This is a genomic window from Corallococcus silvisoli, from assembly GCF_009909145.1.
Lineage (GTDB): Bacteria > Myxococcota > Myxococcia > Myxococcales > Myxococcaceae > Corallococcus > Corallococcus silvisoli.
In genome coordinates this window covers 272,260-285,862 of record NZ_JAAAPJ010000012.1, presented here as the reverse complement: position 1 = coordinate 285,862, position 13,603 = coordinate 272,260, and the positions used below count along the sequence as shown (strand labels likewise).

The following is a 13,603-nucleotide window of genomic DNA, read 5'->3' as shown; positions in this document are numbered from 1 at the left end:
CCGCACCCGCCCGGCCGCCGACCTGGCAGCTTGCTGGGAATTCCGCTCCCTGGGGAAGCTCCCGTAAGCTGCCGGCCGAATGGACAGCGACCTGCGACCCGGCGACGAGCACCCGGCCCATGACTTGAAGGCCCGCGTCCGCGCCGTCTTGGAGCGCCGCAACCTCACGGACAACGTGTCCGCGGAGCAGGCCGCGGCCTCCTGGGAGCAGGACCGCTTCGTCGCCCGGGCCCGCGCGCTGTTCTACGCGCGGATGATGTTCCTCACGCTGGGCCTGCTCATCCTCGCGGTGCCCGCGTGGAGCGGCTACTTCGGCTTCGACGGCCCCGTCTCCTTCCTGGGCTACTTCGCGATGCTGATGTACAGCGTCGCGAACCTGCTCGTCATCGACCACCCGAAGGCGGGCCGGTGGGTGACGTACCTGTCGCTGTGCTGCGACCTGCTCATCACCGTGGTGCTCATCGCGCGGCCCCTGGTGGGCGGCGGCCTCCAGAGCCCGCTGCTGGCGACGCAGCTGTTGTTCACCACGCTCTTCGCCATCCTCTTCCCCAAGCCGCTGGCCATCCTGCCCCCGCTGCTGGCGCTGCCCATCACCACGCGCCTGGACCTGCTCCTCAACCGCTCCGTGACGGCGGTGGAGCTGCTCACGCTGCTCTGGTACCTGGGCCTCAACTTCATCATCGTCTACGTGCTCGTGTACCTGAACGAACGCGAGGCCACCGCGCACCGCGAGGTGGTGTCCCTGCAGGGCGACCTGAAGGAGCTGGCGGTGGTGGAGGAGCGCAACCGTCTGGCGAGGGAGATCCACGACGGCCTGGGCGCGTCGCTGTCGTCGATGATCATCCAGGCGGAGTACATCCTGAACCTCGCGCGCGAGGACGGGCTGCGCGCGGAGATCCGCGAGATGAAGGCCACCGCGGAGGAGTCCATCGAGGAGCTGCGCCGCAACCTGCGGATGATGCGCGACGACTTCGAGCTGGCGCAGGGGCTGGAGGACTACGTCAAGACGTTCCGCGACCGCACCGGCCAGGACATCCGCTTCGAGCGCACCGGCCACGCGCGCAAGCTGCCCCCGGACGCGCAGCTGGCGCTGTTCCGCATCCTCCAGGAGTGCCTGGCCAACGCCGCGAAGCACGCCGAGGCGAAGGAGGTCCAGGTGCGCCTGGACTTCAGCACCGAGGGCGTGCACCTGGTCGTGCGCGACAACGGCAAGGGCTTCGACCCGGGCCGGACGCCGCGTGGCCACTACGGCCTGCTCAACATGCGCGAGCGGGCCATGAAGCTCGGGGGCTCCATCGTGGTGGACTCGGCGCCCGGCGCCGGCGCCCAGGTGGCCTTCTCCCTTCCCTGCCTTTCCGCCTGACACGCACCGGAGCCTGAACCGTGGACGCGAACCCGACCGCCCCTGCCCTGCCCATCCGCGTGTTCGTCGTGGAGGACCAGACCAAGATCCTGAAGAACCAGCTGCGCCTCTTCGAGGGCCACCCGGACATCGACATCGTGGGCACCGCGCTGTCGGGCGAGGCCGCGCTGGAGGAGGTGGCGCGCGCGAAGCCGGACGTGCTGCTGCTGGACCTGGGGCTGCCGCGCATGAGCGGCATCGACGTCACGCGCGAGGTGAAGGCGCGCTTCCCGAAGATGGAGATCCTGATCTTCACCATCTTCGACGAGGAGGACAAGGTCCTGGAGGCGGTGAAGGCCGGCGCCTCCGGCTACCTGCTCAAGGGCGCCACGGTGGACAAGATCGTGGAGGCCATCAAGGAGGTGCGCGCGGGCGGCACCGTCATCCAGCCGAACCTCGCGCGGCGCCTCCTGCGCCACTTCCGCGTGGAGCCGGACACGACGCCCGTGCCCACCGAGCCCCTGGCCGTGGCCCCGTCCGCCGCGGAGCCCCCCGCCCCTTCCGCGTCCGCGCCGGGCGCCGAGGACGCCTCCGCGCAGGAGCCGCTGCTCAAGCCCCTGTCGGATCGCGAACGGGAGATCCTCCAGCTCATCGCCAAGGGCGTGTCCAACAGCGAGGCGGCGCGGCTCTTGTCCCTCTCCAAGGCCACCATCCGCACGCACCTGGAGCACATCTACCGGAAACTCGAGGTGACGAACCGCGTGGAGGCCGTCACCGAGGGCATCCGAAAGGGCCTCATCTCCGTGTAGCGGTGGACCCATTGTGTGGGGCCCCACCTTTTTCGCGGCCGACGCGGTGCGCGGCTTCTACAGTGGGGGGCTTCGTTCCCCCTCTGACTGGAGCCGCACCATGGACGTCCGCGCCGCCGTCGCCTTCGAGGCCGGCAAGCCCCTGAGCATCGAAACCGTGCACCTGGAGGGCCCCAAGGCCGGCGAGGTGCTCATCGAGCTGAAGGCCACCGGCCTGTGCCACACCGACGAGTTCACCCGCTCCGGCGCGGACCCGGAAGGTCTGTTCCCCGCCATCTTCGGCCACGAGGGCGCGGGCGTCGTCGTGGACGTGGGCCCGGGCGTCACCAGCGTCAAGAAGGGCGACCACGTCATCCCGCTGTACACCCCCGAGTGCCGGGGCTGTAAGTCGTGCCTGTCCCAGAAGACGAACCTGTGCACGGCGATCCGCGCGACGCAGGGCAAGGGCCTGATGCCGGATGGCACCAGCCGCTTCCGCCTGGGCAAGCAGCTGATCCACCACTACATGGGCTGCTCCACGTTCGCGAACTACACGGTGCTGCCGGAGATCGCCGTCGCGAAGATCCGCGAGGACGCCCCCTTCGAGAAGGTCTGCTACATCGGCTGCGGCGTCACCACGGGCGTGGGCGCCGTCGTCTACACCGCGAAGGTGGAGGCGGGCGCGAAGGTGGTGGTGTTCGGCCTGGGCGGCATCGGCCTCAACGTGGTGCAGGCCGCGCGCATGGTGGGCGCCGACATGATCGTCGGCGTGGACCTGAACCCCGCGCGCAGGGCCATCGCGGAGAAGTTCGGCATGACCCACTTCGTCAACCCGAAGGAGGTGGAGGGCGACCTCGTGCCGTACTTGGTGAACCTCACCGGCGGTGGCGCGGACTACAGCTTCGAGTGCATCGGCAACGTGAAGACGATGCGCCAGGCGCTCGAGTGCTGCCACCGCGGCTGGGGCGAGAGCATCATCATCGGCGTGGCGGGCGCGGGGCAGGAGATCAGCACCCGGCCGTTCCAGCTGGTGACGGGACGCGTGTGGAAGGGCAGCGCGTTCGGTGGCGCCCGGGGCCGCACCGACGTGCCGAAGATCGTCGACTGGTACATGGACGGGAAGATCCAGGTCGACCCGCTCATCACCCACACGCTGAAGCTGGAGGACATCAACCACGGCTTCGAGTTGATGCACAAGGGTGAGTCCATCCGCAGCGTGGTGAAGTACGCATGAGCGCCGTCGCTCCGACGCTCGTCAGCGAGCACGCGTGCTTCGGGGGGACGCAGTCCTTCTGGAAGCACCCGTCCGAGGCCTGCGGCGGCGAGATGCGCTTCAGCGTCTTCACCCCGCCCCAGGCGAAGCAGGGCCCGGTGCCCGTGCTCTACTACCTGGCCGGCCTCACCTGCACCGAGGAGACCTTCCCCACCAAGGGCGGCGCGCAGCGCGTGGCGGCCGAGCTGGGGCTGATGCTCGTGTCGCCGGACACCAGTCCGCGCGGCGCCAACATCCCGGGCGAGGACGCGGACTGGGACTTCGGCACCGGCGCGGGCTTCTACCTGGACGCCACGCAGGAGCCGTGGAGGGCGCGCTACCGGATGGGCACGTACATCACGAAGGAGCTGCCCGGCATCCTCGGCGCGCACTTCCCCGCGCGCATGGACCGCGAGGGCATCTTCGGCCACTCCATGGGCGGGCACGGCGCGCTCGTCACCGCGCTGCGCGACCCGGGCCGCTACCGCTCCGTGTCCGCGTTCGCGCCCATCGGGGCGCCCATCCAGAGCCCGTGGGGAAAGAAGGCCTTCGGGGGCTACCTGGGCCCGGATGAGCGCGCGTGGCGCGAGTACGACGCCACGGAGCTCTTGAAGTCCGGCCGGCGCGTCCCCGCGCTGCTCGTGGACCAGGGGACGAAGGACAAGTTCCTGCCGGATCAGCTCCTCCCGCACTACCTCAAGGACGCATGCGCGGCGGCGGGCCAGCCCCTCACGCTGCGCATGCAGGAGGGGTACGACCACGGCTACTACTTCATCTCCACGTTCATGGAGGACCACCTGCGCCACCACGGCGCGGCCTTGAACGCGGCCTGACGACGCGGCTTCGCGCCCCGGGGCTCCACCTGCCCGGGGCGTCTGCGTTCGCCCCTGGCGTCCTGGCGAGGCGCCTCCCCTGGGGGCTGTTCCCGCCCCGGGGGCCCGCTCCGACCTCAATCCCCTTCCCTCCCCGGCCCGGACGTGGGAGGCGTGGGGACATGAGCGCCTCCTTCAAGTCCCTGGGCCTGTCCCCCGAAACGCTGGGCGCGGTGAAGCGTGCCCGCTTCGGTGCCCCCACGCCCATCCAGGCGCAAGCCATCCCGCCCGCGCTGTCCGGCCGCGACGTCATTGGCTGCGCCGCCACCGGCACCGGCAAGACGGCCGCCTACCTGCTCCCCATGATCGAACGCTTCGCCGGGGAGCGCGGCACGCTGGGCCTCATCCTCGCCCCCACGCGCGAGCTGGTGCAGCAGGTGGCGGAACAGGCCCGCTTCTTCGGCGAGCCCCGAGGCGTCCTGCCGACCATCATCATCGGCGGCGAGGACATGAACGCGCAGGTGGACGCGCTGCGCGAGCGGCCCACCCTCATCGTCGCCACCCCGGGCCGGCTCGTGGACCTGCTGGGCGTGAAGGCCGTGAACCTGTCGCGCATCCGCACCCTCGTCCTGGATGAGGCGGACCGGATGCTGGACATGGGCTTCCTGCCGCAGATCAACCAGGTGCTCCACGCGCTGCCCCGCGAGCGCCAGACCCTGCTGTTCTCCGCGACGCTGGGCGCGGACGTGGCGCGCTTCGGCCAGCGCGCCCTGCACAAGCCCGTGCGCGTGGAGGTGACCCCCAGCGGGACCCCCGCGCCGCGCGCCGAACAGCACCTCTACATCGTCAAGCCCGAGGAGAAGTGGCCGCTGCTGCTCACGCTCCTCGCGCAGGATCAGGCGAGCGCGCTCGTGTTCGTGCGCACCCAGCAGCGCGCGGACAAGATGAAGGAGCTGCTCGCCGCCGCGGGCCACAAGTCCGCCGCCCTGCACGCGGGCCGCACGCAGGCCCAGCGGCGTCAGGCGCTGGAGGGCTTCCGCCGGGGCCAGTACCGCTGCCTCGTGGCCACCGACCTCGCCGCGCGCGGCCTGGACGTGGACGACATCGGGCACGTCATCAGCATGGACGTGCCGCACGGGCCGGAGGACTACGTGCACCGCATTGGCCGCACCGCTCGCGCGGCGGCCAGCGGGCGCGCATCGCTGTTCGCGCTGGAGGTGGAGCGCCGCACGCTCCGGGACATCGAGAGCATCATCCGCCAGGAGCTGCCCCGCGCGGAGGTGCCGCGCTCGGATCCGCTCTTCCGGCGGGAGATGGAGGCGTTCCAGGCGAAGCAGCGCGACCCGGGGCCGCGCCAGCCCGACCACGGGCGCTCCACCCGGCCCCCGGACGCGGCGCCCGGGCGGCATGCCCGGTCGCACGGCAAGGGCCGGCCGAAGGGCCCTGAACGTCAGTGATCGTGGTCGTCGTCGGGACCGTGCGCGTGGCCGTGCTCGAGCTCCTCGGGCGTCGCCGCGCGCACTTCCTTGATGGTGACCTCGAAGTGCAGCTCCTTGCCCGCGAACGGGTGGTTGAAGTCCACCAGCACGGTGTCCTTGCGCACTTCCTTGACCAGGAAGTCCACTTCGTCCCCGTCCGGATCCGTGGCGCTGAGGATGCCGCCCGCCTTGATCTCCAGGTCCTCGGGGAACTCCGTGCGGGGAACCTCCTCGACGCCTTCCGGATCGTAGTCGCCGTAGCCGTCCGCCGCGGAGACGGTCGTCTTCAGGGACTCGCCCGCGGACTTGCCCTCCAGCGCCTTCTCCAGGCCGGGGACGATCTCCTCGTAGCCGTGCAGGTAGACGAGCGGCTCGCCCGCCTCGCTCTCGTCCACGATCTTTCCGTCTCCGAGGTGCAGCTTGTAATCAATGGAGACAACGCTGTCCTTGCCGATTTTCATGGGGCCCTCATAGCGCATTCACTCATGTCGCGGTGGAAGGATGATGCCCACCGTTACCGCGTGCACACGGACGTCCTACCAACGCATGCGCAGCTCGAAGCGGCCGCGTCCGTCGTCGCTCTCCAGCACCGCGCTGGAGTTCGCCGCCCCGGCCTGCCGCAGGGCCTCCTCGCAGCACCCCGCCGCGGCCTCCGCCGGAAAGGGGTAGCCCTGGAACATCACCCGCCAGTCCCGGGGTGCCAGCTCCAGCGAGGTGATCTCCACCGGCTCCATCACCGAGCGGAAGCTCAACGCCACCCGCTTCATCGCCCGGTCCGGGCCCGCGATCTTCAGGGCCACGTGCACCACCTTGCCCACCAGCGTCTCGAAGTAGCCCCGCACCAGGTCCCGGCCCATCTGCCGCAGGGCGTCCCGGGGCTCCCGGTCCGAGTAGCCATACGAGAGCACCAGGTTCTGGCACCTCAGGAACACCGACGCCGGATAGCTGGCCCGGGGCCTGTCCGGATCGTAGCCCGCCGCCGCCAGGCGCTCCCGCAGCGACGCGTCCAGCCTCACGCAGCGCACGAGCGATTCGAACAGCGTGGACTGGATGACGACCTCGGCCGGGGCCATGTGCGCTCGAAGTGGGTAAAGTCGTTTAAACCGGTAAGGCTCGCGACACTACCCGTTCATCCCCTGGAAGGGAGCCCCCTGGTTTTCCGGCCCCGGAGTCCAGTGGTTTCAATGCCTTGAAGCGTCCAACTCCCCAACCGACCGGCCTTGGAAACGATTTTCCGGCAGGGCCGTCCGTGAGCGAAGAAATGGGGAGTGTCACGGACGAAGCGCTCATGGACCTGTTCTGCCAGGGAGATCACTCGGCGTTCGAGGCGCTGTTCGCCCGACACGCCGGGCGGGTGCACGGCTTTCTCGCGCGCATGGTGAGGGACGGGCCGCTGGCGGAGGACCTCATGCAGACGACCTTCCTGTCCGTCATCCGCGCGAGGGGACGCTACGAGAAGGGCACGCGGTTCACGCCCTGGCTGCTCACCATCGCGGCGAACGCGGCCCGGGACGCGCTCCGGCACCAGCAGCACGTGGACGCGCACGTGCACGCCCCGCCGGAGGGCCCCACGTCGGTGCCGGCGCCGGACGGCGATCCGGTGATGCGCCAGCGCATCGAGGACGCGCTCCAGCAGCTGCCCGTCGAGCAGCGCGAGGCGGTGGTGCTGAGCAAGCTGGAGGGTTGGTCCTTCGAGGAGATCGCCGAGCTGCGCGGCATCCGCGCGGGCGCGGCCCGGCTGAGGGCGCACCGGGGCTACGAGAGGCTGCGCGAGCTGCTCGGCGGGCAGGTGGAAGCGTGATGCCGCCTCCTTCCGACCCGCTGCGCGCCCCCCCTCCCCGCCTGGATCCCAAGGCGCTGGAGCGCGCGCTCGCGGCGTCGCGCGCGGAGCTGGCCCTGGGGAGGCCGGTGCGCGGCTGGCGCTCGCAGGCGCTGGGGCTGTTCGCCGCGTCCGCGGGCATGGCGCTCGCGGTGGCCGGGGTGCTGCTGGCGCTGGGACGCACCACGGGAGCGATGCTGCTGGGCCGCGCGCCGATGCTCGCGATGCTGCTGGCCACGGGGGCGGTGTGTTCGTGGGGGGCGCTGACGCCGCGCGGGCGCCGGGTGCGCCAGGCCGGCCTGGGAATGGCGTGGGTGAGCGCCGCGCTGCTGGTGCTCACGCGGGCGGCGCCGCACGGTCCCGCCGTCCTGCCGGAGTGGGTGTGCACCGCGAGCCATCTGGCGCTGGCGCTGGCGCCGTTGACCGTCGCGGTGGTGGCGCTGCGCTCGGCGGCGTTCGATCCGCTGCGGGCGGCCGTGGCGGGGCTCGCGGTGGGCACGGTGGGGGCGTTCGTGGGCGAGCTGGCCTGCGAACGAGGCGCGGAACATGTGGCTGCGTATCACCTGAGCGCGTGGGCGCTCCTGTCGCTCACGACCTGGGCGCTGTCGAAACGACTCAAACCCCGGACCTACGCACCATGAAGCAAGACCCTTCGCTCATCCTGAAGGAAGACGTGGACGGCGCACCGGTGCGCATTGGCGCGGCGGTGATGATCATCCGCACCGAGCCGGACGACCTGGTGTCCGAGCGCTTCCTCGGCCGGGTGGGCACCGTCGTGGCGCTGGTGTTCGACGACCCGCCCACGCAGTACCCCGCGGACCCGCTCATCCAGGTGCGCGTGCATGGCGTGGGCGAGGACCTGTTCTTCACCCAGGAGCTCGTCGCGGCCCCCCAGGGTCACCTGGTGGCGTTCGGGTCGTCCAGCTCCGGGTAGTGGCGGAAGATGCCCTGCGTGTTGAAGGGCTGGGCGCGCGGGGACCGCTTGTACGCCGCGATGCGGGGGCGCTCCGCGACACGCTGGCGCAGCGCCATCACGCCGGGCACCTGGGGCGCGATGCGGCGCATGGCGTTGGGGAAGGCATACAGCAGGCCCTCCACCAGCTGGTACAGCGCCAGCTCCGGATAGGTGAAGTCGCCGCCCAGCAGGTGCTCCCCTCGGGCCCGCGCGTTCGCCTGGAGCACGCGCTCGAAGTGGCCCAGGTACTTCGGGATGCGCTGGGCGCGGAAGTCCTCGGCGCGGGCCTTCGCGGCGTCCTTCTGCTCCTCGTAGTACTTCATCGCGGCGATGGGGTGATGCGCGTCGTGCGCCTCCGCCACCACGTCCGCGACGGTGAGCTGGAATTGACGGGCGTGCAGGCGCGCGGCCTCGTCGGTGGGCACCAGGCCGAAGCGCTCGCCCAGGTAGGAGCAGATGTTCGCCGCCTGGGAGAAGACGACGTCGCCCACCTTGAGGACCGGCGGCGCGTACGCGGGCACGGGACCCCGGCCCAGCATCTCCATCACGGCCCTGCCCCCGCCCCCCTTGGATTCAGGGAGGAGGCCGACGTCCACCCAGTCCGCCCCCGCCTCCTCCAGCACCAGCCGCACGAACTCGCCCCGGCCGGGAATGCCGGGCCAGTAATACAGCTCGAACTTCGCGTCGCGCATCGTCGTGACCTCGCCCGAGAAATCCCGGACGCATCCTTCGCTGGCGAGGCAGGTAGGCCGGAAGGGCCCGCGCCGCGGGAGGATTCACTCCCCCACAGTCCGGCGTCCCTCCCGGCCTCTTTTCAGCGCGCGCCCAACCTCAGTGCGAGCCGCCCGTGACCTTCAAGCCCACGATGGCGACCAGCAACAAGCCGAGGAAGAAGAGCCGCGCGGGCGTCGCGGGCTCATGGAAGAGCACCATGCCCAGCACCGCCGCGCCGAGCGCGCCAATGCCGACCCAGACCGCGTAGGCCGTGCCGATGGGCAGCTGCTTCACCGCGAGGGACAAGAGGCCCATGCTCGCGACGATGGCCGCCACCGTGAGCACGCTGGCGAGCGGCCGGGTGAAGCCCTGCGTGTACTTCAGGCCCAGGGTCCAGGCCACTTCCAGCAGCCCCGCGAGGATGAGGAGGATCCACGACGACGTCATGACACACGACTCCCGTTCAGGCGTCGTCTTGTCGTGACCGGGTACGGCGCACCTCGTCCGGGCTCGAAGTCCCACCCTGGGCCTTCGCACGCGGCGCGAACATAACCGCCTCGGGCCCCGCGCGGTACTCCGCTTCCACGGGACAAACGACCTCAAGGCCGTTAAGCTTGAATAACAGGACAAATCAACAAAGCCGTAAAATTCCAGGAAGGCCCACGCCATGAAGTCCCAGCATCTCGCCGTCGCCGCGGGAGTGACCCTGTTCACGTTCGGACTGGTCGCCGAAGCCGCGGAGATCTTCCGCAACACGGGCACGCTCTCGGGTTGGAACGCCATCAACCGGGAGCACAACGGGACGGTGAATGAAGTCACCAACGTCACCTACGAGGGCCCCACCGCCATCAAGGTGACGCAGATCTACGACCCCAACTACACCGGCCGCTACCATTCGGAGGTGGTGAAGAACAACGTGTACCGCCGTGGCGACACGGGCTTCTACGGCTTCACGTTCCGGCTGCAGCAGGACTGGCAGTTCCAGCCGCAGTCCTACAACATCGCGCAGTTCATCGCGGACTTCGGCGACACCGGCTGCGATGACTACATGCCGTCCACGATGGTGTGGCTGTCGGGCAACCAGCTCTACACGCGCGTCAAGCAGGGCACGGTCTGCAGCCAGAAGACCGTCACCTTCCCCAACCTCGCGACGGTCAGCGCGGGGGAATGGCACAAGGTCATCATCCAGGCGAAGTGGGCCAGCGACAGCACGGGCTACATCAAGCTCTGGTTCGACGGCGTGAAGGTCCTGGAGCAGTACAACCTGGCCACCACCGTCGCGGATGATCGCTTCTTCCAGTTCCGCGTGGGGCTCTACGCGAACGGCTGGCACGACAGCGGCGCCATGCAGGGCAGCCAGGGGACGCGCAGCATCTGGTTCGACGAGATCGCCGCAGGCACGACGTTCGCCGACGCCGATCCCGCGCAGTGGTAGTGCCGGCGGGCGCGGCGAGGTCCTCCCCCTCGCCGCGCCGCCAACCTTCAGGGCAGCTGTGACTGGAGCGCCGTCCAGCGCGTGTGCACCCACTGCCGGACGTACTCCACCTCCTCCGCGTGCGTCTTGAAGTCCTGGCGCAGGTGCCACTCCGGGAAGTTCAGGTAGCCGACGGTGTCCGGCCGCGCGAAGGTCCGGTACTCGGCGGACCAGCGCGCCTCGTCGCGGAGCGCGTTGGGGCCCAGCTCCCGTTCATACCCGTCGATCATCGCCTGCACCGTGGCCTCGCTCAGCTCGTTCTGGAGCGCCTGCCGGTAGCGTTCGCGCAGCGGGCCCGCGAGGGTGGGGTCCGCCAGCATCCGCTGGAAGATGTGGTTGTCCGACGCGTAGGTGGGCCGCGCCAGGGGGCTGGAGCGGGTGGTGTCGTACTCCTGCCCGAAGCTCGCATCCAGGTCCCACGGGATGAAGCGCCACGGCCCGCCCGTCTTCGGATTGAACGCGTGGTAGGCGTTCTTCGCCTGTGAGTCATTGCCCAGGATGAGCGTGTTGAAGATCCACCAGTCCTCGTAGTCGCGAGCCCTCAGCTTCGTGCCGAGCTCCTGGCGGAAGGTGTCCGCGCTGGAGTCCGCGACCCAGGCGACGAACGCGTCCAGCGTGTCGTAGGCGTGGGGCTGGCCCTCTTCGGGTGTGCCTTCGTCCTTCTCGAAGCCCATGTGGAGGTTCGCCTTCGTCTGGCCGCTGCGCCGGAGGCGGGAGAAGTTGGCGTCCGCATCCACCGCCTTGAAGAGGTCCGCGTCCTTGCCGATGCCGCTCGCCGTCAGCAGTTGTTTGTCCAGGTGATCCGCCGCCGTGTAGATGCCCTGGAACTTGTTGTTCGCGTAGACGACCACGCTGAAGTTGCGGATGCGCACGGCGTCCGGGGACAGGCGGTTCCACAGGTCGAACGCGAGCCGCGAGCGCAGGTACGAGTTGTCATTGAACGGGGAGATCAACACCAGACGCTTGCGGTCCGTGAAGCCGCCGCCGAAGACGGGCTCGGAGAACAGGTCGTCCTCCGCGAACTTGAACGTCAGGCTGCGCTTGGGGAACACGCTGGACGTGGCGCCGCGGTACTTCGCTTCGGCGGTGTAGCGGTGGCCCCGGTACACCACCCCAACCGGCCGGTAGCCGCCGGACGTCAGCCCCACGCTGGGGTCGAAGAAGAGGTGCACCACCGGCAGGCCGTACTCCTCCGTGTAGGTGACAGGGTCCACGATGTCGACCCGGCCCGGCGCCGCGTCGTTGTTGGCCACGCCCACCTTCAGCGTGCCCGTCTCGTCGGTGGTGTACTCCACCAACGTGAGCATCCACACCGCGCCCTGATTCAACGCGGGCATCCAGTGCAGCGTGGCGGTGGACTCGTCGAACGTGGCGCCCAGAGGCAGGTTGCTCACCCCGAAGCGCAGCCCCGGCGAGGTGTAGCCCGTCGCGCAGACCACCCGCGCGCTGAAGAACTCCCCCTCCAGCACCCAGCGCGTCTCCCCCGCGGTGGGCATGCACACCGGCCCCACCTCGCCCGCGTCCGCCCCGCCATCCGCTCCAGCATCCGTCCCGGCATCCGCTCCAGCGTCCGCCGTGCCCGGGTCGCCGACACCTCGACCCGCGTCCACGACCTCGGCTGGGGGACGCGAGCCCGCGTCGAACGCGGAATCAGATGGGTCGCCGGAGGAAGGCGGAGGCAGGGGGTGATTCCCGGCACCGCACGCCACCAGGCCCACGCACATCAGGCCCACCAGTCCCTGCGTCCACGCTCGAGTCACTCGCACCGTGAGACACCCCCTTGTGGGTCACGGCGGGAAGCCAGCCGCGGGGGCAAGGGGTAGGCACTGTTGCCGCGCAAAGCACCCACGCCCCCAGGGGCTGTCACGGGGTGGACAGCGCGACGGTCTCCGCCTCAGTACGTGGCGATCAAGCCGGCATGCAGGCTGGAGTACGTCTCCTCGGCGGCTCCGCCGTCGCTCCACCCGGTGCGCGTGCCGGCCCCGGAGAAGCGATCCCGGAAGTGCGCCAGGCGAAAGCCCACGTCGTAGCCGAACGGTCCCCAGATGTCCCCCGACACGCCCAGCTCCGCGCTCCAACCGAAGCTGGACACGGACGTGCCGAAGTCGCGGACCTCCAGCGCCCTGCGCCCACCGTCCGCCTCCGGCGAGTGCCCCGGCGTCGGCGACAGCAGGAGTCCGCTCGACACGTCCAGCCGCACGGAGCTGAACAACGGCACGGACAGATCCAACGCCACCGACGGAAACACCCGGTGCGTGCCCGACAGCGGATTGTCCGCGGTCGCCTCCACGTCGAACGCGCGCGTCTGCACCCCGGCGCGCGCGCCCACGTAGCCCTGCTGGGGCCGCGTCGTGCCGAAGCGGAAGTAGAAGCGATACAGCGCCTGCGCGGTGAACGCGGTGTCCGTGGCGGAGATCTCGCGCACCGGCGTCTTGCCGCCATCTCCGGTGATGGTCACGTCGGACGTGGAGAAGCCCCGCTGCACGCCCAGCTGGAGCCCCAGCCCGCGCAGCGCCGACGACGGGTGCCGCGCCAGCGGCAGCACCTCCGCCTCGACCGCCAGCCCCAGGTACGGGTGGGACGAGGAGAAGTCGAACGTGTCGCCCAGCCGGTCCTCCTCCGGGAGCCGGTCGAACTGGCCACACCCGGACACGCCGGGCCGCGCGCAGTACCGCCGCCACGTCGCCGTCAGCGCCAGGTTGAGCCGCACCCAGGTGGGCGCCCCCACCTCCGGCTCCGCCCGGGACTTCCCCGGTGTTCCCGAGCCCAGCCGCAGGGACAGCCATGCGGGGACTGCGCGGAGGCCGTGGAAGGCCGGCGCCGCCAGGGCGTCAGGGGCCGCGTCAGAGGCCGCCGCGGCCGGAGCCACCAGGGCTCCGACGAGGGCCAGGGTCCGCAGCAGCCCCGAAGGGACCCTCGCGCTTCCGGTGGTCGTCATGCGCCGGTCAGGTTCACCCAGCGCGGCGGCG

15 protein-coding genes and 1 riboswitch are annotated in these 13,603 nt (G+C 70.4%); of the genes, 9 read left to right on the top strand and 6 right to left on the bottom strand.

The features are described 5' to 3' along the window. Nucleotides 1-79 precede the first annotated feature (79 nt). The 5 genes from GTY96_RS24570 (at nucleotide 80) to GTY96_RS24550 (ending at nucleotide 5,651) form a co-directional block, all read left to right on the top strand. On the top strand, nucleotides 80-1,363 hold the full coding sequence (locus tag GTY96_RS24570; protein ID WP_143908791.1) for a sensor histidine kinase: 1,284 nt from the start codon (nucleotides 80-82) through the stop codon (nucleotides 1,361-1,363). 20 nt (nucleotides 1,364-1,383) lie between these two features. Then, nucleotides 1,384-2,151 carry a response regulator gene (locus GTY96_RS24565; protein ID WP_143908789.1) on the top strand — a complete coding sequence of 256 codons (768 nt, stop codon included), beginning with the start codon at nucleotides 1,384-1,386 and terminating at the stop codon, nucleotides 2,149-2,151. Between the two features lie 100 nt (nucleotides 2,152-2,251). Further along, a complete protein-coding gene (locus GTY96_RS24560) occupies nucleotides 2,252-3,364 on the top strand; it encodes an S-(hydroxymethyl)glutathione dehydrogenase/class III alcohol dehydrogenase (RefSeq protein ID WP_143908787.1) in 1,113 nt (370 codons plus the stop codon). Further along, nucleotides 3,361-4,215 (top strand): S-formylglutathione hydrolase, encoded by an 855-nt coding sequence (gene fghA / locus GTY96_RS24555; RefSeq protein ID WP_161665971.1) that lies wholly within the window; start codon nucleotides 3,361-3,363, stop codon nucleotides 4,213-4,215. Before GTY96_RS24560 ends, fghA begins: the two co-directional genes overlap by 4 nt. 161 nt (nucleotides 4,216-4,376) lie before the next feature. Then, nucleotides 4,377-5,651: a DEAD/DEAH box helicase gene (locus tag GTY96_RS24550; RefSeq protein ID WP_143908783.1), complete on the top strand. Its 1,275-nt coding sequence runs from the start codon at nucleotides 4,377-4,379 to the stop codon at nucleotides 5,649-5,651. Here the strand turns inward: GTY96_RS24550 and GTY96_RS24545 are convergent. After that, nucleotides 5,645-6,133: an FKBP-type peptidyl-prolyl cis-trans isomerase gene (locus GTY96_RS24545; protein WP_143908781.1), complete on the bottom strand. Its 489-nt coding sequence runs from the start codon at nucleotides 6,131-6,133 to the stop codon at nucleotides 5,645-5,647. The genes GTY96_RS24550 and GTY96_RS24545 overlap by 7 nt on opposite strands. A gap of 75 nt (nucleotides 6,134-6,208) precedes the next feature. After that, complete coding sequence (locus GTY96_RS24540) at nucleotides 6,209-6,745, bottom strand: DUF2378 family protein (RefSeq protein WP_143908779.1); 537 nt, start codon at nucleotides 6,743-6,745, stop codon at nucleotides 6,209-6,211. Nucleotides 6,746-6,933: 188 nt separating this feature from the next. Here GTY96_RS24540 and GTY96_RS24535 point away from each other — a divergent pair, with 188 nt between their 5' ends. From GTY96_RS24535 to GTY96_RS24525, 3 genes are read left to right on the top strand one after another with little or no spacing between them, the layout of a single operon-like run. Continuing rightward, a complete protein-coding gene (locus GTY96_RS24535) occupies nucleotides 6,934-7,473 on the top strand; it encodes an RNA polymerase sigma factor (protein WP_143908857.1) in 540 nt (179 codons plus the stop codon). Further along, nucleotides 7,473-8,132 carry a DUF1109 domain-containing protein gene (locus tag GTY96_RS24530; RefSeq protein ID WP_143908777.1) on the top strand — a complete coding sequence of 220 codons (660 nt, stop codon included), beginning with the start codon at nucleotides 7,473-7,475 and terminating at the stop codon, nucleotides 8,130-8,132. Before GTY96_RS24535 ends, GTY96_RS24530 begins: the two co-directional genes overlap by 1 nt. Then, complete coding sequence (locus GTY96_RS24525; RefSeq protein WP_143908775.1) at nucleotides 8,129-8,425, top strand: Carotenogenesis protein CarS; 297 nt, start codon at nucleotides 8,129-8,131, stop codon at nucleotides 8,423-8,425. Before GTY96_RS24530 ends, GTY96_RS24525 begins: the two co-directional genes overlap by 4 nt. On the opposite strand, the gene GTY96_RS24520 is transcribed toward GTY96_RS24525, so the two are convergent. Further along, nucleotides 8,389-9,138 (bottom strand): glutathione S-transferase, encoded by a 750-nt coding sequence (locus tag GTY96_RS24520; RefSeq protein WP_161665970.1) that lies wholly within the window; start codon nucleotides 9,136-9,138, stop codon nucleotides 8,389-8,391. The genes GTY96_RS24525 and GTY96_RS24520 overlap by 37 nt on opposite strands. 139 nt (nucleotides 9,139-9,277) lie before the next feature. Next, nucleotides 9,278-9,607 (bottom strand): quaternary ammonium compound efflux SMR transporter SugE, encoded by a 330-nt coding sequence (gene sugE, locus GTY96_RS24515; protein WP_161665969.1) that lies wholly within the window; start codon nucleotides 9,605-9,607, stop codon nucleotides 9,278-9,280. 17 nt (nucleotides 9,608-9,624) lie between these two features. Next, nucleotides 9,625-9,695, bottom strand: a riboswitch (guanidine-III (ykkC-III) riboswitch). Nucleotides 9,696-9,827: 132 nt separating this feature from the next. Here sugE and GTY96_RS24510 point away from each other — a divergent pair. Continuing rightward, nucleotides 9,828-10,595 (top strand): polysaccharide lyase, encoded by a 768-nt coding sequence (locus GTY96_RS24510; protein WP_143908768.1) that lies wholly within the window; start codon nucleotides 9,828-9,830, stop codon nucleotides 10,593-10,595. A gap of 47 nt (nucleotides 10,596-10,642) precedes the next feature. Here GTY96_RS24510 and GTY96_RS24505 read toward each other — a convergent pair whose 3' ends face one another. Beyond that, complete coding sequence (locus tag GTY96_RS24505) at nucleotides 10,643-12,400, bottom strand: CotH kinase family protein (protein ID WP_370456620.1); 1,758 nt, start codon at nucleotides 12,398-12,400, stop codon at nucleotides 10,643-10,645. A 128-nt stretch (nucleotides 12,401-12,528) separates the two neighbouring features. Further along, nucleotides 12,529-13,572, bottom strand: coding sequence for a hypothetical protein (locus tag GTY96_RS24500; protein ID WP_143908765.1), 1,044 nt, complete (start codon nucleotides 13,570-13,572; stop codon nucleotides 12,529-12,531). Nucleotides 13,573-13,603: the final 31 nt, after the last annotated feature.